18 protein-coding genes are annotated in these 19311 nt (G+C 50.3%); 11 read left to right on the top strand and 7 right to left on the bottom strand.

Annotated features, from left to right (window positions below; genetic code table 11):
* Nucleotides 1-38: 38 nt before the first annotated feature.
* Together IDAT_RS06110 and IDAT_RS06105 are read right to left on the bottom strand one after the other, a co-directional pair.
* Entirely contained in the window at nucleotides 39-1175 is a 1137-nt protein-coding gene (locus IDAT_RS06110; protein WP_034731954.1) for a hypothetical protein, read from the bottom strand.
* Between the two features lie 114 nt (nucleotides 1176-1289).
* Complete coding sequence (locus tag IDAT_RS06105; protein ID WP_051986616.1) at nucleotides 1290-1934, bottom strand: response regulator; 645 nt, start codon at nucleotides 1932-1934, stop codon at nucleotides 1290-1292.
* Nucleotides 1935-2051: 117 nt separating this feature from the next.
* Between IDAT_RS06105 and IDAT_RS06100 the strand changes: the two genes are divergently transcribed.
* The 4 genes from IDAT_RS06100 (at nucleotide 2052) to IDAT_RS06085 (ending at nucleotide 6348) form a co-directional block, all read left to right on the top strand.
* Nucleotides 2052-4139, top strand: a complete 2088-nt coding sequence (locus IDAT_RS06100) for an ATP-binding protein (RefSeq protein ID WP_034732262.1) — start codon at nucleotides 2052-2054, stop codon at nucleotides 4137-4139.
* A 140-nt stretch (nucleotides 4140-4279) separates the two neighbouring features.
* Nucleotides 4280-5173: an aspartyl protease family protein gene (locus IDAT_RS06095; protein WP_034731951.1), complete on the top strand. Its 894-nt coding sequence runs from the start codon at nucleotides 4280-4282 to the stop codon at nucleotides 5171-5173.
* A gap of 19 nt (nucleotides 5174-5192) precedes the next feature.
* The gene (locus IDAT_RS06090; protein ID WP_034731948.1) at nucleotides 5193-6083 is read left to right on the top strand and encodes an aspartyl protease family protein; all 891 of its coding nucleotides are present in this window, start codon (nucleotides 5193-5195) and stop codon (nucleotides 6081-6083) included.
* A complete protein-coding gene (locus tag IDAT_RS06085) occupies nucleotides 6046-6348 on the top strand; it encodes a DUF6768 family protein (RefSeq protein ID WP_341871923.1) in 303 nt (100 codons plus the stop codon). The genes IDAT_RS06090 and IDAT_RS06085 overlap by 38 nt, the downstream gene beginning before the upstream one ends.
* Here IDAT_RS06085 and IDAT_RS06080 read toward each other — a convergent pair.
* A complete protein-coding gene (locus tag IDAT_RS06080; protein ID WP_051986614.1) occupies nucleotides 6345-8534 on the bottom strand; it encodes a putative bifunctional diguanylate cyclase/phosphodiesterase in 2190 nt (729 codons plus the stop codon). The two genes, IDAT_RS06085 and IDAT_RS06080, sit on opposite strands and share 4 nt — an antisense overlap.
* 195 nt (nucleotides 8535-8729) lie before the next feature.
* Between IDAT_RS06080 and IDAT_RS06075 the strand changes: the two genes are divergently transcribed.
* The 7 genes from IDAT_RS06075 to IDAT_RS06045 are packed head-to-tail and all read left to right on the top strand — an operon-like array spanning nucleotide 8730 to nucleotide 14903.
* Nucleotides 8730-9302: a thermostable hemolysin gene (locus tag IDAT_RS06075; RefSeq protein WP_034731947.1), complete on the top strand. Its 573-nt coding sequence runs from the start codon at nucleotides 8730-8732 to the stop codon at nucleotides 9300-9302.
* Complete coding sequence (locus tag IDAT_RS06070; protein WP_051986613.1) at nucleotides 9296-10762, top strand: AMP-binding protein; 1467 nt, start codon at nucleotides 9296-9298, stop codon at nucleotides 10760-10762. The genes IDAT_RS06075 and IDAT_RS06070 overlap by 7 nt, the downstream gene beginning before the upstream one ends.
* The gene (locus IDAT_RS06065; RefSeq protein ID WP_034731944.1) at nucleotides 10737-11414 is read left to right on the top strand and encodes an iron-containing redox enzyme family protein; all 678 of its coding nucleotides are present in this window, start codon (nucleotides 10737-10739) and stop codon (nucleotides 11412-11414) included. Before IDAT_RS06070 ends, IDAT_RS06065 begins: the two co-directional genes overlap by 26 nt.
* Nucleotides 11411-12208 (top strand): SDR family oxidoreductase, encoded by a 798-nt coding sequence (locus tag IDAT_RS06060; protein ID WP_034731941.1) that lies wholly within the window; start codon nucleotides 11411-11413, stop codon nucleotides 12206-12208. The genes IDAT_RS06065 and IDAT_RS06060 overlap by 4 nt, the downstream gene beginning before the upstream one ends.
* Nucleotides 12205-12888, top strand: coding sequence for a tetratricopeptide repeat protein (locus tag IDAT_RS06055; RefSeq protein ID WP_034731939.1), 684 nt, complete (start codon nucleotides 12205-12207; stop codon nucleotides 12886-12888). The genes IDAT_RS06060 and IDAT_RS06055 overlap by 4 nt, the downstream gene beginning before the upstream one ends.
* On the top strand, nucleotides 12889-13554 hold the full coding sequence (locus tag IDAT_RS06050) for a response regulator (protein ID WP_034731937.1): 666 nt from the start codon (nucleotides 12889-12891) through the stop codon (nucleotides 13552-13554).
* Nucleotides 13542-14903 (top strand): histidine kinase dimerization/phospho-acceptor domain-containing protein, encoded by a 1362-nt coding sequence (locus IDAT_RS06045; RefSeq protein ID WP_051986612.1) that lies wholly within the window; start codon nucleotides 13542-13544, stop codon nucleotides 14901-14903. Before IDAT_RS06050 ends, IDAT_RS06045 begins: the two co-directional genes overlap by 13 nt.
* Before the next feature lie 19 nt (nucleotides 14904-14922).
* Here the strand turns inward: IDAT_RS06045 and IDAT_RS06040 are convergent, their stop codons facing one another.
* The 4 genes from IDAT_RS06040 to IDAT_RS06025 all read right to left on the bottom strand — a co-directional run bounded on the left by IDAT_RS06040 (nucleotide 14923) and on the right by IDAT_RS06025 (nucleotide 19200).
* Nucleotides 14923-15669: a DsbA family protein gene (locus IDAT_RS06040; protein WP_051986611.1), complete on the bottom strand. Its 747-nt coding sequence runs from the start codon at nucleotides 15667-15669 to the stop codon at nucleotides 14923-14925.
* 3 nt (nucleotides 15670-15672) lie between these two features.
* On the bottom strand, nucleotides 15673-17787 hold the full coding sequence (locus tag IDAT_RS06035; RefSeq protein WP_034731934.1) for a protein-disulfide reductase DsbD family protein: 2115 nt from the start codon (nucleotides 17785-17787) through the stop codon (nucleotides 15673-15675).
* 49 nt (nucleotides 17788-17836) lie between these two features.
* Nucleotides 17837-18199 carry a hypothetical protein gene (locus IDAT_RS06030; protein ID WP_034731930.1) on the bottom strand — a complete coding sequence of 121 codons (363 nt, stop codon included), beginning with the start codon at nucleotides 18197-18199 and terminating at the stop codon, nucleotides 17837-17839.
* A 71-nt stretch (nucleotides 18200-18270) separates the two neighbouring features.
* A complete protein-coding gene (locus IDAT_RS06025) occupies nucleotides 18271-19200 on the bottom strand; it encodes a cation diffusion facilitator family transporter (RefSeq protein ID WP_034731927.1) in 930 nt (309 codons plus the stop codon).
* Nucleotides 19201-19311 lie beyond the last annotated feature (111 nt).

Raw genomic sequence — 19311 nt, 5'->3', positions numbered from 1 at the left:
CCCTAACTTCAGTCAGACTGAAGACTACCGACGTGCATCTATTTCTGGCTAGCGGCTTTGCTTGCCGCCATTGCCACGAGTCCACCAGCCAAGCGCTCGGTTTCAGATTGATAGGTGGCTGGAATAATATTGACTTGATAACGCGTAATATCACGGCCGATACTGCTCGAAGTTCCGCCTAACGCACTTAACGCTCCGAGGACTTGGGTGACACCTGACAAGACTTTGTCACCGGTTGATGTGACATCGTCAACACTGCTGTAAAACGGTGCATTGCTGGCGACAAAATGTTTGCTCGCGAAGACCGGCTGATGGTGTATTTTAACCATGCATTTCTCTTTCCCCCACTCATTCCAGCAGTCTTGATGAGCAATGGGTTGAAAGCGTATATCGCCGCCAACGGCAAGTTGTACCTTACCTTCGACTTTGGCGGTATCTTTGTTGCTGAAGCCACCCCACGAGCCATGGCCATCGGACTCGAGTGCGGCAAAATCAACCAGTAAGTTGATATTTACACCGGTCATATTCAAGTCTTTCATTAAATAATCTTCAAGTTGTTCGGCCGCGTCACCGCCGATCCCTTTAAAGGCTTGGGCGAAGCCACTCGTACCGCCGGCATATTGTGGGTCATAAATCGTTTCACCAGGGCGCGCCATGACTAAGTAGCGGGTTTCGCCTTTACCTTTGTATTCGAACGCTGCGGTACGACCTTGTGCGTGGATATTACGGTAATGCTCATTGGCTTTGATGGTTTCATGGGGGATCACCTCAAAGCCTGCTTGCGCGAGCTGGGTCTCTGCATCATTGCATAGCTGAGTTGCAATCCCTTGCAATGTTTCCTCCGATATACCTGCTGCAGAGTAGGTAACTGTTACTTTTACATCTGAACGCGATACGGTTCCTATGGCACGGGTGCGGCCCGCTCGGAAGCCACCACTGGTCGATGCGGAAGCGGCACTGGTCATGCCAAACATGACGTTACATGACATCACTCCGACCCGATCAACGCCTTTCATATAACTGGCGTTCTCGACGTCGATGAAGCTGTCGGCTTGGCTGCTCGCCGAGGCATTGGTATCAAACTGCGGTGCTGGAGCACTGGTTGCCATACAACCGTTCAGGAAAGCGAGCGTTGCGGCAAGGGCAGTAAGTTTTGCGGTGGACTGAAGAGCCATGGTGATTCCTTAGTAATTATTGTTCTGCACTTCTTTTTATTTATGGCAGACACTATAGGACAATCACCGTAGAGCGTATCCCCCGTATATTGGGGGCTAATCAGCGCGGAGAATTTAGCCAGAATTGACCAAACCGAGGCGTATGGCTTTGATCGTTGCTTCTGCTCGGGAGTTCACTTGGAGCTTACGATACACGTCTTTAAGATAACCCGCCGCAGTGTGGTAGCGAATGCCTAACAGTTCGGCAGCGTGCTTAACACTCAAACCTTTAGCGGTGAGCGTGAGAATGTCGGTTTCACGAGCCGTAAGCGTAACCAGCGGCTCGTCACCGAGTGGATGAAATTGTTGGAGCAGAGCGCGTGCTATCGACGCCGATAAGGGCGGCCGTCCTGCGAGTATTCCGGCGAGTTGTGCGTTGAATTCTGTTTCTGGCTCGTCTTTTAGTAGATAGCCGTCAGCGCCTGCACGCATAGCTCCGAGCATGTGATCGGCGTCATCAAAGATAGTGGTTACGACACAAATCGCAGCCGGTTGGTGTGCTTTAATTAACGGAATAAGTTGTGCGCCATCGCCATCCGGTAGGCCCAAATCAACGAGTGCCAAATCAACGGAGGTTGTTGCAATGGCCCGCTGTGCGCTCAGTAAACTAGCTACAGTAGTGATCTTCGCTTGCGGAAAAAGGACACTGATCTGCTGCTGTAACCAAGCGGCAACATCAGCAATATCTTCGATGATCAAAACACTACGAATCGTAAGCATAAAAAAACTGTAAGCGATTTTTTAAAATTTGTTTTAAATTAATGATCATTTAAGCAAATGAATCAACCCCAATTATCAGGGGGCAAGCGTGCAGCGCACAATTATGGGAGCGAATTCATGTTGTCTTTGAAACAACAGCTGACGGTCGGTTTCATCGCCGTGTTGATATACGCCATCGGCATTATTGCCTTGGCTTTGAGCCTACCCAGCAGCCAATTCGATTTCACGGTGCAAGACAATCAGTTGATGATCGCTACCGCCAGCGACGAACCATTACCGATAAAGCAATTTGTTGCTGCTGAGCAAGAGCTTGCGGCAGCAGCAGCATTGCAGCTCGATGAACCCGACGTATTGCCCACGTACGCCGAACTCAATCGCTTTTTTGCCACGCATAGCCAATTGCATCAGGCTCTCACGCAAGGACAACTGGTGGTGATAACCGCCACGGCGGAACAGCTGATACCAAAGCTCCAATCACGAACCCTAGTTGATTTGCCTGGAATGTTTTGGCTGCAGTTGTTCTGCGGTGTGGCCGGCATGATGATTTGTTTGATGGTGTGGATGCCAGCGACGCGTGATCCGGCCATTACCGCTTTCGCTTTCACCGGCTTAAGTAATTTAATGTTCACCTCTGCCGCCGCGGTCTACAGTACTCGCGACTTCTTTATTGAGGGCAGCACTTTCGCCTGGCTCTCAGGAATGAATCACAGTGGAGCCTTGCTGTTCTCGGCGTCACTTGCAGTGTTCCTGTGGAATTATCCGGTGAAGCGCAGGACGCGGTTTAGCGCACTGCTTTTTTACGGTCTATTTGCGGCAGCATTGGCGGTAGACCAAATGCAGTTGACGGCTTCCCCAGTTACCGGTTTCCATAGTTGGGTTATGTTGATTTTTTTGGCTGGACTCGTCGGCTCTGGCTGGCAATGGTGGCAAACGCGGGCGCAAGCGGCGCAAAGGGCGGCCTTACGTTGGGTGGTTCTTTCGATTTTGGCGGGTACACTTTTCTTTGCTGGCGGCATGATCTTGCCTGCCATTTTGCAAACTGCACCTCCTGCGCCGCAAGGTTTACTCTTTACTACGTTCTTATTGATGTACGCGGGTATTGCCTTAGGGGTCGGCAAGTACCGTCTGTTTAATCTCGATCGTTGGTGGTTCGCCTTGTGGTCTTGGTTGCTAGGCGGTGTATTGGTGATACTGACCGATCTGCTGTTGGTATGGCTGCTAAGCCTCTCTAACGCTACTGGCTTGGTGTTGGCGGTGGCGTTGGTGGGCTGGGTCTATTTTCCTTTACGGCAATGGGTGTGGCGCAAATTGACCCAGCGTGACACGGCTAAACTCGAGGACTGGTTGGCGACCGCTTTACCGGCGATGCTTAACTCGCAGCGAGATGCTACAGCTCGTGGTTTAGAAAAAGCCTTACACGCGGTATTTAAACCATTGGTGCTAGTTCGCGAAAGCCCCCCGAATAATGCGACACAACTTGCTGAAAATGGAAAGAGCTTGCTGGTTTACGATAGTACAGCTGCTACCAGCTGGCGCTTGGAGCATGCTGCCGGCGGTGAACGTCTGTTCAGTCGCCAAGATGAGCGCATCGCTAACTTAGTGGTATCTCTGCATCACTTAGTCCAACAGGTTGACGTTGCTTATGCCGAGGGTGCATTAGAAGAGCGGCACCGCATTCGCCGTGATATGCATGACGATTTAGGCGCCAAACTGCTGCACTTGTTGCACAAATCGCCAGCGGAGAGTCAGCCGCTGGTGCGCGAGGCAATTCATGACTTGAGAAACCTATTGCGCGACATGGAAGGCGAGTCGTTAACGCTTGCAGCGGCAGCCGCGCACTGGTATGAAGAAACGCAACGCCGTTGTCACGACCATGGTATCGAACTCGACTGGCAGGCGCAGGTAGAGGCGCAACAACTCAATATTCAAGTATTGAGCGAACTCACTCGAATCATTCGCGAGGCGGTCAGTAATGCCTTGAAGCACGCCGCCACGCAAAGGCTTCGCGTACAGATCGACGCCGACGAGCACGGTTTAAACTTGGTCATTCAAAACAATGGCGTGATCGACGCAGTGCAGCCTAAGGAAAGCGGAGGACTTTCAAACATGCGCATGCGCGCGCAAAAATTAGGTGGCACCATAGCTTACCAAACAGTTGCGGATAATTGGTTGGTTAAGGCTGCAATACCTTGGCGCAGTGCTTAAGTGCTACTAGAAAAGTTAATGGTACGTTTCTTAGGCAATTCTAGAACCATTACTTTGTAAAAATAATATTTTATCTAGTTTTCAATTTCGAGTTAAGGTATGGTCAAAGTGCAACATAATTAAAACAAAATGGACAAAAAATGCGCTACTTCATCTTAATCGCTTGTTTTATTTTCTCGAATGCCGCTTTTGCGCAAGCCACCAAGTGGTTTCCTTTTGAAAACACCAATGGCCATATTCGTATTCCGGTAACGGTTGCAGGCATTGATACCTTTGCGATCATTGATTCTGGCTCGCAAGTGAATGCTATCAATCTGGCGTTTATGGAAGAGCACGGTTTAGAATACGACAGCCATCAGCGTATCAACATCAAAGGTGCGCACGGTGTGAAAGAGCGAAAAATTTACCGTGAAATTCCGACCACCTTAGTGGGACTCGATTTGAACATGGAAATGGTCGGTATTGATTTAGGCCATCATCAAAACGGTATTTTGCTGGGCGCGCCGGTGCTGAACCAGTTCGTGCTTCAGTTCAATTATCCAGAAGGCAAAATGCGTATTGCTGCACCCGGCACTTTCAATCTTCGTGAAGTTGGCAATCTTGAAATGCGCGCGCAAAAAGGTTCAGGTCAACCTCTAGTGAAAGTGAATCTGAATAATGAGATCGAGCGCTGGTTACTTCTGGATACGGGTAATTCAGGTGGTATCTACATGGAACGGATTGTTGCTACCTCGTATGACTGGTTGAAAAAGTATCCGTCTGAAATGGGCTTATCGCGCGGCGTTAACGAAGTCGCGAATGTCGAGTACTTTCAGCTGCCGACTCTAGGTTTTGGACCTTACACGCTTGAAAATATTCGTGTGGTAGTGCCGGCTGAAGGCGAAGCTATGGATTTTGGTGATCGTTACAGCAATGTGAATTCGCGCACCCGAGGCGTAAAAATCAGCGGTATTCTGGGGCACGATGTACTTAAACATTTCATTCTGACCCTCGACTACAACAACGGTCTTGGTCACGTTTACGTGGCACCTTAAACACAAAGAAGAGTAACTAATGCGCTATATTTTCTCACTGATTTTCTTGGTTTTTTCTCAAGTTTCTTTTGCTCAAGCCACTGATTGGATTGATTTCGAACAATCGAATGGCCATATTCGCATTCCTGTCACCGTTGCAGGTATTGATACTTATGCAATTTTTGATTCTGGCTCGCAGGTAAATGCGATTAATTTGGCGTTTATGGAAGCCCACGATTTGGAGTTCAAAGCCAATCGTAAACTCGATATCCAAGGTGTTAATGGCATCAAAGAACGTAAGGTCTACCGCGAAATTCCAACCAATTTAATTGGCATGGACCTAAGTATGGAAATGGTCGGTATCGATTTGGGTTCGCCAGAAAGTGGAATATTGCTGGGCGCGCCGGTACTGAATCAATTTGTCTTGCAGTTCGATTATCCCAATAGCCGTATGCGTTTTGCTGCACATGGCACCTTTAGTTTGCGTGATGTACAGAACCTAGAGATGCGCTCGCAGCGCGGTTCAGGCGTGCCGGTAGTGCGCGTCAATCTCAATGATGAGATGGAACGCTGGATGCTGCTCGATACGGGCAGCACCACTGGCTTGTTTATCGATCGTATTATTGCCACATCGAATGGCTGGTTAGATAAATACCAAGTGGTTGAGGGTACTATCACCGGGGTGAATGAAATCGCTACTGTTGACTATTTCCGCCTGCCAAATCTCGGCATTGGACCCTATGGTCTCGCCGATGTGTTGGTCACTGTCCCCAGCGAAGATGGCGGCGTTGATTTCGGCAATCGTTATTCAGAAATAGGCTCGCTGAATAAGGGAATTCGCATCAGCGGTATTCTTGGCTACGACGTTCTCAAGCATTTTATCTTAACTCTCGATTACAAAAACGGTCGCGGTCATATCTGGGCTCCTTAATTCTGCCGCTCGCTTTAATTGGATCATGAAAATAGCCTATGTGCTTGCGGTGGTACTTACCCTTTGTATTTTTTATACCGGCTATCACTTTCTGACCGTTGCAGCGGAGCACCAAGTGTTTTGGGGCGTCCTATTGATACTGGCGTTTCAAGCACAAGTCGCAACAAAAATATGGATTTTCATGGAGACGGGGCGTAATCATACCGCACGGGAAATCCGTAAACTCGAGTTGCGCCTTGCACAACGGCAGCAAGCGCAGCACTAATTGCGCGTGACAACGATATCCAAGGTCTCCTCAGGCACCGGTTTGGCAATGAGGAAGCCTTGGATCCGGTCGCAGTTGAGTTCGGCCAACCTTGCCATGGTGGCGTCGTCTTCAACGCCTTCAGCAACGACGGTTAAGCCGAGCTCGTGCGCCAATTCGATAGTTGATTTTACAATCTTGAAGCTGCGCTCGTTGTGACAGATTTGTGAGACGAATAAACGGTCGAGTTTGACTTCATCGACGGCTAAATCATGCAGGTAAGACAAGGTCGAGTAACCCGTTCCAAAGTCATCCACCGAGCAGCGTATGCCCATTGACGAGAGTTCGAGCATGGCACTGCGCGCTTTGTCGGGATTATCAAATAGCTCACGTTCAGTCACTTCGAAAATCAGATGATCACGCAACGACTCTGGAATGTCGTCACGGACAAATGGCACAAAGAAATCGTCGACCAGATCATGGCTGGTAATATTGACGCTGATCACCACTTCGATGCCCAGGCGTTGGAACCAAACGAGCTTTTTAACTGCTTCCAAGATGACCCAGCGTGTGACTTTACGGATCCCCCCGGACTTTTCCAACATAGGGATAAAGCGATTCGGGCTAATGAGTCCGAGGCTTGGATGTTGCCAACGGATAAGCGCCTCGATGTGATGACGACCATCGCTATTGAGTGACAATTGTTGTTGGTAGTGCAATACAAACTGCTTACAACCGACTTTGTGAAACTCATCGAGGAGTTGCAGTTGTTCAGCGTTTGGTTCTATCCGTTGGGTGTACTCAAAGAACGGAATACGGCGTTTGCGAGCGTGTGCAAGAGCGGTCAGGGCATGACGTACGAGTTCTGCGGCATCAATCTGTTCTGAGTCGCTTTGGGTTAAGCTGGCGACGCCATAGACCGGGCTTGGCTCGATATCATTCCAGCTAATATCTTGGCTGGTCGCCAACTGCTCCACCAGTAGCGCTATCGACAAAGGTTCGCTGGTGATAACACCAAAAAGGCCACTGCCGAAGTGGGCATGAGTTGCACTTTGCACGCGTTGCAGACGTTGTGCGAAATGCTTAACGGTGTTCACGGCAGAGGTGTAACCAAAGGTGGTGATAATAGAATCGATATTGGCTATTTTGACGACCACAATCGTCAGGCGTTGCTGTGCATCCAGCGGCAGCTGATTATTGATGATGTCAAAAAAAGCTTTGCGATTGAGCAGACCCGTAAGGTCATCGTGCGTTGCCGCGTATGCGACTTGCTGCTGCAGATTCTTACTGATTTTTAGTTCATCACTGAGCTCTGCGGTTTTAGCTTGCACCTCACGGCGTAATAACCAGCCCCAGCTCGCTACCGCCAAAGTCGCAACCAACAGTGCGCTAATCAACCACGCCAAATCTTTAACCTGCTCTAGAAGAGAGGGTTGTTGCCATTCAAGTTCACTGGCCCAGCGTTCACTGAGTTGCTGATATTTTCCGGTGACCACCAGATGCGCCAATTGACTATTGAGCAAATCTAAAAGCTCAGTGTTGCCTTTACGCACACCGAAGGCGTAAGGCTGTGGCCAAAAGGGGGGACTGGTAAGTTGCAATGGCAAATCATAACGCTCAATTAAAGCTCTAGACGTCGTCGCGACCTCGACGCAAGCGTCGGCCAAGCGTTGGGTGACGACTTCAAGGCAGTTGAGTTCATCACGGGCAAAAACCAGTTCCACGTTGTAATCGGTAGCCACAAACTGATCTTCGGCGTAAGCACCTCGTGCCACTGCGACGCGTCGGTTCGCAAGCTGATCAAGCGAGGTAAACTGCGGACCATCATTGCGCGCAAAGATGCCATGTGCGACATAAAAAAATGGCTGGGTAAAATCAAATTGTGCACTGCGCTGTTCAGAAGCAATTAACGGTACAGCATCTGCGTCACCGGTTAACACCGCTTGTAACGCAGCGTTCCATTGCATCAGTTGGATATCAGCTTGATGGTCCGTTACGTTTGCCATCTCCCGCTCGAGATCAGAGATAAACCCGTGCGCGGAACCATTTTCATCTATCCATTCCAACGGCGGATAGTATTGTGATCCACTAAATTTGATGGTTTTTCCAGCAGATGATGGGGTTTCATTGGCATGTGTGGAAGCAGCCGAGGCTGCATAGAGCAGTCCGGCGATGAGGCTGCCTGTATAAAATTGAACAACACCCATCTTCCCGCCAATTTGTATGTTTTGTGTACAGTTCGTAAAGTATATGTTCTTTCGGATAATGGCAAGAAAATTGGTCGGGAACTTTGTGATGAACTCCTGAACGTATTTCTGAAGCCTAGTTTAAGACTTTCTTAAGTAATGCAGCCTAAAGTGCAGTCATCAGCACAGCGCACTTAGGTTCTATCGGAGAAAGTCATGTTGTATCAACTCGTCACCAAACAACACCAGCAACGGCAAACTGTCGAAAAATTTATCTGCGATCGTTACTGGACCAGCTTTCATGCTTGTTTGCTCACACTGCCAGAGCACTTATTGGCGGTGTATCAAGACGACGAATTAATCGCTGCCTGCGGATTGCAGTTTGCTGATGAGCGGCAACTGTTCTCCGAGTATTATCTGAGTCGTCCACTGGAACAGCACCACCTCAATGGCATGCGCTTTCCCGAGCGTCGTAATGTGGTGGAAATTGGTTCGATGGCGGCGCGCAATGGTGATGATTTGCACCCTTTGTTCGCCGCGGTAGTCGAAATCGCGAGCCAACTTAATAAAACCCTTGTGGTGTTTACGGCAACTCGGTATTTACAGCGCACTCTAGCGCGTTCCGGAGTGACCCTGATGCCCCTTGCTGACGCCCAAGAAAGCGCGCTACCACTCGACTTGCAGGGCATTTGGGGAGATTACTATAGACATCATCCCAAGGTCGTGTGCGGTTGGCTGGCGCAGGGCTTCGGCCGTTTTACCGCAACCACGGAGGCCGTCGCATGTTAGAGCTGTTGTTTCAGCGACTGCGTGACCACGCGCTCCAACAACCACAAAGGATCGCGTTGCGCGACGCCGAGCAAGTGTTGACCTATGCGCAATTAATTACCCGTGTGAGTGCGTTGAGTTTGCAATATCAACAAAGTTCCCATCAACGCTTTGCGCTGGCACTCGACAACAGTGTTGAGTGGGTACTACATGACTTGGCATTGTTGCATGCCGACAAAGTTGTGGTGCCACTACCGAGTTTTTACACACCGCAACAATGCGAAGCAGTGCTGACGGATGCTGGGGTGGCACAAGTGCTGGAACGACAAACGAGCGGGGGCGCTATCAGCTATCGCTCCAGAACTGTGAACCAGGCGCCAGAACTCCCTCATGGCACCTGTAAAATCACCTACACATCGGGCAGTACCGGTAGTCCGAAGGGCGTGTGCTTGGGCGCTGAGCATCTGCTGCGAACCGTGATGGCTTTAAGTCAACGCTTAGGCAGCGTCACCGTAACGCGGCACTTAGTCTTACTTCCACTCGCGGTGTTGCTGGAGAATATTGCCGGCGTCTACCTAAGTTTATGGTTAGGTCATGAGGTTCGCCTAGCTGCAGTGAATGAACTGGGATTGCAGGGGGCTAGCAGCCTAGACGTGCCTCGTTTTTTTAGTGCCTTAAAAGTGCTGCAACCACAAAGCTTGATTCTGACTCCGGCGTTAGCGCAAGCCATTATTTGCGGTGTTGAGCAACGGGCTCTCGATGCCGAGCAATTTAAATTGCTCGCGGTTGGTGGTGCATATTTATCTGCTGGGCTTGAACACCGAGCGCACGCCGCTGGTTTGCCTTTGGTACAGGGCTATGGGCTATCGGAATTTGGCTCGGTGGTGAGCTTCAACGATCCACAGCAGCCGGTTGCTGGAACGGTCGGGAAACCGCTCCCGCATGCCACAGTCGAGCTAGTGGATAACGAGATCATCGTCAGCGGCAATGTCATGCTCGGTTATCTGAATGATCCCGCCAGTTGGTATCAGCACCGTTTCGCAACCGGTGATTATGGGGCGTGGGCACCCACCGGCGAGTTATGTTTGCGTGGTCGTAAAAAGCATATCATCGTCACCGCCTACGGCCGCAACGTTGATCCGGAGTGGCTCGAAACTGAACTGACGCAATACTCGGCAATCGCACAATGTGCGATCGTAGGTGCCGAGGATATCCCGCTTACTGCACTTATTGTTGCTACGCCAGCGCTCGATGCAGCTGAGCGTGAGCAGGTTATTAGCGACATCATTGAGCGCGTTAATCAGCGCTTGCCTACCTATGCGCACATTCGCGCATGGCACCTGTTAGATACCCCTTTTACCGTGGCAAACCACTTATTGACTGGCACTGGACGTCTTCGTCGCGCCGCCATCGCTGCTACTTATTCCCAACTTTTCAATACCAAGGAGCCTGACCATGGGATTTTTTCAACAACTGTGTGAACAAACTCAAACTGAACAACGGTATTTGCTATCGGCGCCAGTGATTCAACAAGCATTGGACGGCAGCATTAGCATCCCTCTCTATCAAGCATTTTTAACGCAGGCTTATCACCATGTGAAACATACGGTGCCGCTACTGATGCGCGCAGGCAGCCGAATGCAGCAGCAAGATGAATGGCTGCGTAAAGCCATTATCGAGTACATCAACGAGGAATACGGACATGAGCGCTGGATTCTAAACGACATTAAAGCGACCGGCGCAGATCCACAGCAAGTTGCTGAAGGGCAACCCCACACTGCCACAGAGGCGATGGTGGCATTGGTCTATCAAGCGATTGACAGTGTGCATCCAGCGGCATTTTTTGGCATGGCCCATGTACTCGAGGGCACCAGTGTACAGTTGGCAACGCGTGCCGCAGGGCAAATCAAAGCAAGTTTGGGCCTACCCACTAGCGCCTTTAGCTATCTGCTTTCGCATGGTGATTTAGATATCGAGCATGTGAAATTCTTTGAAGATTTAATGGATAAGGTGACTGACCCGGCTGCGCAACGCGCCATCATCCAAACCGCGAAACATGTGTATCGGCTCTACGGCGATATGTTCCGCGCGTTACCAGAGCTAGCCGCAGAACCGTTGGAATTAGCCTCATGAGCAGCATCGATTGGCAACAACAGACGATTCTGCTCACTGGCGCTAGCGGTGGGCTTGGTCGCGAACTCGTGCGCCAGCTCAGCACCCGCGGTGCGCGGGTGATCATGATCGCGCGGCAACGCGCTACTTTGCAGACCTTAGGTAAAACCTATGGGCAACCCTGGTTCGCGCTTGATCTTAATGCCACCGATGCAGTGCAGCAATTGAGCGATTATTTAAGCACGCAAAATCTGCGTGTGACGGGCCTGATTAACAACGCCGGACAAAGTTCGACAGGGACGTTTGCGAGTCGAAATGCGGCGACTATCGAGCAGTTGCTGAGCACCAATTTAATCGTGCCAATTCAATTAACCCATGCACTGTTGCCGCAGCTGCAACAACAGCAGGGCTGGGTGCTGAATATTGGATCGGTGTTTGGTGCTATCGGGTACCCAGGGCAGACGCTGTATTGCGCGAGTAAGTTTGGCTTACATGGCTTTACCCAAGCGTTGGCTCGGGAACTTGCGGGGACTGGCGTCAAGGTTCTCTATGCAGCGCCAAGAGCGATAGCTACCGACATGAATCAGGGGTTGATGGCGGCCATGAATGAGCGTTTGGGAAGTACCGCAGATAAACCCGCAACAGTTGCTGAACAGCTGCTTAAACAGATAGAACAGCAACGCCCGGAGCAAACGCTCGGTTGGCCAGAAAAGCTTTTTGTCAAAATCAACGGCGCATTTCCACAGTGGGTCGCCGCCAGTATGCGCAAGCCACAACGCTTGCTATTTGAACTAACGCAGGAGAAACGCACATGAAAAATCAATGGCTATGGGTCACGCTCTTGACTTGCTCAGTACTCATCGCGCAACCCTTAATGGCACAGAACAGGGCACAAAACACGGCGCCAAACACCACCGCTTCAGCATCAATGTTAGAACAGGTGCAACAGCGCTGGGCTGAAGTCAATTATACCCTGACGGACGATGCGCAAGAGGATGCTTTTGCAGAACTAGAGCAGCAAGCGCTCGCTTGGACTGAGGCTGAACCTACTAATGCGGAAGCGTTCATTTGGCTAGGCATTGTTCGCAGTACCTATGCTGGCGCTAAAGGAGGCTTGGGCGCCTTGGGGCTTGCTAAAGCTGCGAAAAAGTCATTGGAGCACGCGCTAACGCTTGATCCAACAGCACTGCAAGGCTCTGCGTACGGCAGCTTGGGCACGCTTTATTACAAGGTCCCTGGTTGGCCATTTGGCTTCGGCGACGAAGATAAAGCGCGAGAGTTGCTGCAAAAAGCCTTAGAAATTAATCCTGATGGTATTGACCCTAATTACTTTTATGCTGACTATCTGTATGAACAGGGCGATTTCGCAAAAGCTAAGGTAGTCGCAGAACATGCGCTTGCCGCCGCGCCGCGGCCACATCGCCCGCTCGCCGACGCTGAACGTCGACGTGAAGTTGAAGCCTTACTGGCGCGGATTGCAAAAAAGGTAAGATAAATGCACGTGTTGCTCGTCGAAGATGACAATTTGCTCGGCCAAGCTGCAGAAATAGGACTCACTGACCGTGGCTTCACGGTCAGTTGGGTGCGCACTGGAGCGGCGGCAATTGCGGAACTGAATCGCCATGAGTTCGAGGCAATGGTACTTGATTTAGGCTTGCCTGATCTTGATGGTTCGCGAGTCCTAGCGGCAACGCGCAAAAAAGGGCTGACCTTACCCATTTTAATCTTGACGGCGCGTGATCAAGCCAATGATATTGTCCATCACTTGGACAACGGTGCAGATGATTACATGACCAAGCCGTTTGATCTCAACGAGCTTGCCGCGCGCCTGCGGGCGCTAGTGCGACGTCAACGAGGCTACGTTTCAGCCGAACTCAAAGCCGGCTCAGTCAGCCTCAATTTGAATACTCGCTTAGTCAAAGTCGCGACAGAAGAAATCAACTTGTCACGGCGAGAATTTGAATTGCTAAAGGCACTTATGCTGGCGCCCGATCATGTGCATAGCCGCGATAAACTTGAGTTGGCAGTATTTCAAGGCGACCAAGACATTGAGAGTAACGCGCTCGAAGTCCACATTTCGCATTTGCGCAAAAAGCTGGGCCACAAAGAGTGGATTGAAACCATTCGCGGCGTAGGGTATCGACTCAAATGCGCTGGTTAAAGCAGTGGCAGCAACGACTGCGTTCGATTCGACGTCGCGTCTTGTTGCTTGTTTCGCTGGTTTATTTGCTGAGTTCGGGCGTTTCTTCGCTGTGGATTTACGTTGAGGTTAGCGAAGAAGTTGATGAGCTATTCGATGCAGAAATGGTCCAGCAGGCGAAAACGCTGGCAACACTGATGCGTGATCAGGCGCTCAACGAGCAAGACGATGTGATCATTGCAGCGTTGGGTGCGCACGAGTACGAAGAGCGTGTTGCCTATCGCATGGAGAGCCTCAACAGTGCTTACGCACTGGTCACCATGGGGGCGCCCACTAGCGACGAGTTGCCCTATGCCGAAGGCTTTCAGGTGGTCCAGACCCCAACCGGTGTGTGGCATAGCTTTGGCATGACACCTGCCAACGGCTCTTATCGTTTATTATTGATGCAAGAAGATAGTTTTCGTTCCGAGTTACGCACGGACTTAGTCGTCGATACATTGATCCCTATTTTGTTTTTATTGCCCTTTATTCTGTGGTCGGGCTGGCTCGTAATTAATCGCAGTTTTTCCAGCTTTAATCGTTTAGCGGAGCAACTTCGGCGACGCAAATCCGATGACTACCGAACCTTTCCCCTTGAGCACGACGACGAAGAAATAGCAATCGTGAAGGGGGCGCTGAATCAATATGTCGAGCGAATTGCAAAGACCTTACAGCGCGAGAAGCGCTTTTCAGCTGACGCAGCGCACGAACTGCGCACACCGTTGGCGGCATTAAAAACGAGTTTACAGAATTTACAAGGAAGCATCACGGCGCGCGATGCTAAGCAGGTCGAGCACACGATCGAAAGCACCGACCGGCTGATTGACTTAGTCGAGAGTTTGCTCACCCTATCGCGAGCGGAGCTGCCGCCAACTACATCGCAACAATTGAATCTGGCTAGCATTGTTCGCGACATCATCGCAACGCAAGTGCCACGTGCAGAGCAACGGGGCCTGCGCTTTGTCGTTGAATTACCGAAGCAAATTGGCCTCAGTGGTGCTGCAGACTATTGGCACGTTTTGCTCAGCAATTTGATTGATAACGCCATCAAATATGCACCAGCCGACACTGTCATCGTCATCGATTTTAGTGCGCATCAGCAGCAGTTATTCATCGTTAATCAAATCACGGACTCGGCCGAAGTTGACGTACAACGAGTGGGTGAACGCTTCTATCGCGGTCAACACTTGAATATCAAAGGCTCAGGTCTAGGTGCGAGTATTGTCGCCAGTCTCGCGCTACAACTGAACGCCGCTGTCACCTATCAAGTAGTGCAAAACCAGTTTACTGTTGCCATTACATTGCCTAAAACAGAAGAGCGCTCGTTTTAGAGCGCTCTTCTGCTGAATCTCACAAGCCGAAGGTCTGCTCTACTGCTTGCAATAGCTGCGCTTCTACAACGTAGCCAGGAATGATCTGTTGGCCGATCAGAATCGAAGGTGTGCCGCGCAAACCAAGCGCCTGAAAGGCTTTCATATTACTGTCGATCACCCGAGCACTCGCTGGGTCTGGTTGCAGTAATTGCTCGGTATCCGTGGCCTCAGCGATCTGACGCAGAGATTGTGCATCATGCATGCCCGATTTTCTCATCATCAAAGCGTGCGCCCGAGTAAACGCAGAGCGTTGGCTGCGCCAAATATCCAGCGCAAAATGCGATGAGTTGGTTGCAAGCCCCTGTACTTGTTGTTGCCGCAGCGGGACGTACACATTAATGACTTGTACATCTGGATGCTTTTTGACTAACGCCTCGAGACCCGGCTCGAGCTTTTTGCAATAAGGACAATTGTAATCGGTAAAGACCACTATTTGATGTGCTGCATCAGCCGCGCCCAACGTTGGGTGAGACGGATTTTTATAGAGCCAGTCATGATAGTTATTAAAAGCTTTTCGTTGCGCAGACTGTTGCTCGACAAACTGTTCGAGGCTCTGCGCCACGCTAGGAATAATGTCTGGATTGCGCCGAAGTAGCTTTTCAATGTTAGCTAAATTTTGTTCTTGCTCAGCCGTGAGCTGCTGCGCAACCACAGGTTGCGCGAAAAGACTCGCAATGCCTAAAGCTAAAGCAGCTGTTAGATAAGAAACTTTGGTAAATGTCATGTTTTAATCCTCTAATTGAATGTGTTCACCACGCGCCTGCGCTAGGGCACTTAGCACAGCTTGGCTGGTTAAAATAGTTGGCAAGGCAATACCCTGCGGTGCGGCAGGACCATAAACTTTGTTAAATGGCACGCCATAGGTGTTATTACTGCGAAGGTATGCAGTTATTTGTTCGTTGGTCATGGTCCAATCACCACGCAGGCGCACAATATCACCTGCGGCAAGCGACGAATAAACCGGATCCTGCAACAGCACACCAAGCTTATTGGCCTTGCAGGTGACGCACCAATCGGCTGTGACATCAACAAAAACTACTTGGTCGGCTGCTAGTGCTGTGTCAATTGCAGTCCGGTTCAACTCTTGCCAGTGGTGGTCTGGTGGCAGTTGTGGTGCCCATTTATTGAGTGTTAGAAGCAATACTGCAATTGTTGCCGCACCGGCCAGAAAGCTGCCGCCGAGGGTGATGAGGACCCCACGTTTGCCATAGCGTCGACCTATCATAAGCAGTGAAAGCACCAGCAAAACGATGACCAACAAGCTAATGGCGGAAAAGCTGACGAAGTTGAACAGTAACGTTAGTAGCCAGACAGTAGTGGCCAGCAGTAATAGACCCATAATGGGTTTTACCCAAGCCAACCACGCACCCGGTTTTGGCAATAGTTGTACTGTTTTCGGCCACAGTGCCACCAGTAACCAGGGTAACGCCATGCCCACCCCGAGTGCGGTAAAGATCACCAGAATGGTCGGAACACTTGCAGCCAGTGCAAAGGCAACCGCGGTTCCCAAAAATGGAGCCGTACAAGGAGTGGCAAGTAAGGTCGCCAGTGCTCCTTGCGTAAAATGGCCTAGGTACGAATGGTCACTGCCTGTTGTTGCGCTCCAATTATGCAGGCGTTGTGGTAACCGTACGGTCACAGCGTCGAACAAGCTCAAAGCAAATAGCCAAGTAACAATCACCATTAACAAAATGAAGTAGGGGTTTTGAAATTGAATCCCCCAACCGATGCTGGCGCCGCTAGCACGTAAGGCAATCAGACCTAGCGCGAGCAACCAAAACGATGCAATCACGCCGAAAGCAGTGGCAAGAAATTGTCGGCGAATACGTTGTTGTGAAACACCGCCACTACTCATCACGCTTTGCAATTTCAAACCCAGCACTGGTAACACACAGGGCATAATATTGAGGATCAAGCCACCTACTAATGCCAGCGCAAGGATCCACAACAACGATGGGCTAGCAACTTGTGTTGCGGCTTGGCTTGCGATGGAACCAGCGCGCGCGGTTACCGCGTAGGCTTGCAGTAAGTTTTCATCACGTACAGAAACAACCCAGTCAGTTGCGGTTAAATCGGGTAATTCTAACCAGTGCGACACAGCGTAAACCGCAATCAGCTTGGCGCCATCGAGGCGTAATTCATTGAGTTTAAACTCCACATCTTCGAGCTCAGGTTGTTCACTGTGCAGGTAGAGTGTGGGCGTTAGCCAGTCACTATCGCGGGTGATTTCAACAGCGAGCTGAGCTGATGTGGCGGACCAAGTCGCACGGGTGTCGTCGCTTTCACTTTGCATTGTTGGCACTTTATCCAGCGCGCTCTCGTACTTGGCAATCGTTGATGCATCAGGGTGCAACTGGTTGGTGTCGTAGGCTAAGCGTATGGGGAAATCCGTAAGGACACAGACATTGGTGCACGACGACATAGTTAAGACACCAGCAAGCACACCTTGTGGCTGGTTGACTTCAAGTGTCAATGGAAAGTGAACTGCTTCTGCGTAGCCGATGGTGGTCAGGCCGCTGACCTCAAACTGCTGTGGAAAAGGCCATTGCCAGCTTACCTCGTTGATGCCGTGGCTTTGTTCTTGCCATGACAAAGTGGGTGGAATACCTCCAGCGCCGGGACTGCGCCAGTAGGTTTTCCAATCGTCGTCGAGCTGTACTTCAAGTAACGCCTGAATTTGCTCGCCTTGTTGCTCACCCGTCAGGCTAAGACGTACTTGCACCGGCGGGTGCTCAGGCATCTGCAACCAACCGGTAGAGCTGGTTTGCGCGGCTACACCGTAGCTGAACAGCATGAGCAATAGGCCCAGCACCGCAACACCATAGCGGTTTAATAAATGCATAATTAAATCTCCTTAAATGAGTAGTGATGGTTTGCTAGCGCAAATCAACTCATTCAAGGAAGCAGCAATGAACCAGATGGAATCGTTGTTTGGGTGGCCGAAGTGGTGGTCTAAAACTTGCGCTTGGCGTTCGCAGACTCTGAATTAACAACGCCAGCATCGCAAATGCGACAAAGATAATGGGGCTCAGATCGCTTTGCGTTTGCTGTAGTAACTGACTGGTGAGTTCACATTTTTCACTGTGACTATCTGGGGCTTGTTGAACTTGTTCGGCACTATTGAAATGCTGTGTTTGGTGCGGGCATTGCGTTACGATCCCGAAGTTCTGCCCCCAGCACAGCGCAATAACCATAAGCAATAAAATGCTGATGGCTGCAGGATGCCGGCATTGTGAACTCCATTTTCGGAACATCTTGTCTCTTACTTTCTTACTTCAGTTACAACTAAAACTGATTTTGCCTCGGTACGCCTGCAAATACAACCTTAGTGCTGGGGATGCTCTGCATCTTCAGTTATACGACAGCTCTCCGAGAGGAATTCAAGCTCGATGGTGGTGTGGTAGAGCTGAAATTGGCTTAAAGCATCGTTGATGTTGGCTTTAACACTCAAATAGTCGCTGCTGGATTCAAAGTCATTAGCGAGTTCGACATGGGCAGTAAGTACGTGCGATTCGCCATCCAGTGACCACAAATGCAGATGATGAATGTTGGCGACTCCTGAGACCGTTTTCAACGCAGTTTCAATTTTCTCGAACAATTCTGGGTTTGGGTTTGCCTGGCTGAAAAGCTTCAGTGTCTCAATTAGGTTTCGAACCACGTTGATTAGAATGAAAGCGGTGAACGCGATGGAGAGCAATGGATCAATAATCGGCAAATACACGAAGTGCATGACAATAGCACCGATAAGCACAGCGACCCAGCCAAGCACATCTTCCAGCAGGTGCCAATTTAAGACGCGTTCATTGAGGGTCTTACCTCCGGAGAGTTTAAACGCGGCATAGCCATTGACGACAACACCTAAAATAGCCAAGTAAATCATGCCTTCGGTATTGGGCATCACCGGGTCAGCTAAGCGCGGAACCGCTTCAAACAACACCCAAGTCGAGCCTGCCAGCAACACCAACGCATTAATCAACGCGCCCAATAGACTGAAGCGCTTATAACCGTAGGTAAAACCGACCGTTGCTTGCTTCGCGCCCAATTTATTGAGGATCCAGGCCAAACCGAGCGACAAGCTGTCGCCCAAATCATGCACTGCATCGGCAATAATCGCTGTACTGTTAGTGAGCACACCGCCGATGAACTCAATGATAGTGAAGAAGAAATTCAACCAAAACGCCATACCGATGCGGCGTGACGAAGTTTCACTGTGGTGATGGTGAGCATGTGGCCCATGATGGTGGTGATGACCCATAACGCTCCCTTGATAACGGTTTTTAGGTAAAAACGACCCTATGGTAGAGCGAAACCTTGATCGAAATCAAAGTTTTACTGACATAACCCCATAGAATATAGGGAAAAGAAA

Origin of the sequence: Pseudidiomarina atlantica (assembly GCF_000753735.1) — a bacterium.
GTDB classification, from domain to species: domain Bacteria; phylum Pseudomonadota; class Gammaproteobacteria; order Enterobacterales; family Alteromonadaceae; genus Pseudidiomarina; species Pseudidiomarina atlantica.
This window is presented reverse-complemented; position numbering and strand designations above follow the sequence as displayed.

Coding starts and splice junctions, on each gene's coding strand:
- IDAT_RS06035 (WP_034731934.1), bottom strand. CDS start 17,787: ATGCATTTATTAAACCGCTATGGTGTTGCGGTGCTGGGCCTATTGCTC.
- IDAT_RS06110 (WP_034731954.1), bottom strand. CDS start 1,175: ATGGCTCTTCAGTCCACCGCAAAACTTACTGCCCTTGCCGCAACGCTC.
- IDAT_RS06070 (WP_051986613.1), top strand. CDS start 9,296: ATGTTAGAGCTGTTGTTTCAGCGACTGCGTGACCACGCGCTCCAACAA.
- IDAT_RS06045 (WP_051986612.1), top strand. CDS start 13,542: ATGCGCTGGTTAAAGCAGTGGCAGCAACGACTGCGTTCGATTCGACGT.
- IDAT_RS06040 (WP_051986611.1), bottom strand. CDS start 15,669: ATGACATTTACCAAAGTTTCTTATCTAACAGCTGCTTTAGCTTTAGGC.
- IDAT_RS06075 (WP_034731947.1), top strand. CDS start 8,730: ATGTTGTATCAACTCGTCACCAAACAACACCAGCAACGGCAAACTGTC.
- IDAT_RS06030 (WP_034731930.1), bottom strand. CDS start 18,199: ATGTTCCGAAAATGGAGTTCACAATGCCGGCATCCTGCAGCCATCAGC.
- IDAT_RS06055 (WP_034731939.1), top strand. CDS start 12,205: ATGAAAAATCAATGGCTATGGGTCACGCTCTTGACTTGCTCAGTACTC.
- IDAT_RS06105 (WP_051986616.1), bottom strand. CDS start 1,934: ATGCTTACGATTCGTAGTGTTTTGATCATCGAAGATATTGCTGATGTT.
- IDAT_RS06090 (WP_034731948.1), top strand. CDS start 5,193: ATGCGCTATATTTTCTCACTGATTTTCTTGGTTTTTTCTCAAGTTTCT.
- IDAT_RS06025 (WP_034731927.1), bottom strand. CDS start 19,200: ATGGGTCATCACCACCATCATGGGCCACATGCTCACCATCACCACAGT.
- IDAT_RS06100 (WP_034732262.1), top strand. CDS start 2,052: ATGTTGTCTTTGAAACAACAGCTGACGGTCGGTTTCATCGCCGTGTTG.
- IDAT_RS06095 (WP_034731951.1), top strand. CDS start 4,280: ATGCGCTACTTCATCTTAATCGCTTGTTTTATTTTCTCGAATGCCGCT.
- IDAT_RS06060 (WP_034731941.1), top strand. CDS start 11,411: ATGAGCAGCATCGATTGGCAACAACAGACGATTCTGCTCACTGGCGCT.
- IDAT_RS06080 (WP_051986614.1), bottom strand. CDS start 8,534: ATGGGTGTTGTTCAATTTTATACAGGCAGCCTCATCGCCGGACTGCTC.
- IDAT_RS06065 (WP_034731944.1), top strand. CDS start 10,737: ATGGGATTTTTTCAACAACTGTGTGAACAAACTCAAACTGAACAACGG.
- IDAT_RS06050 (WP_034731937.1), top strand. CDS start 12,889: ATGCACGTGTTGCTCGTCGAAGATGACAATTTGCTCGGCCAAGCTGCA.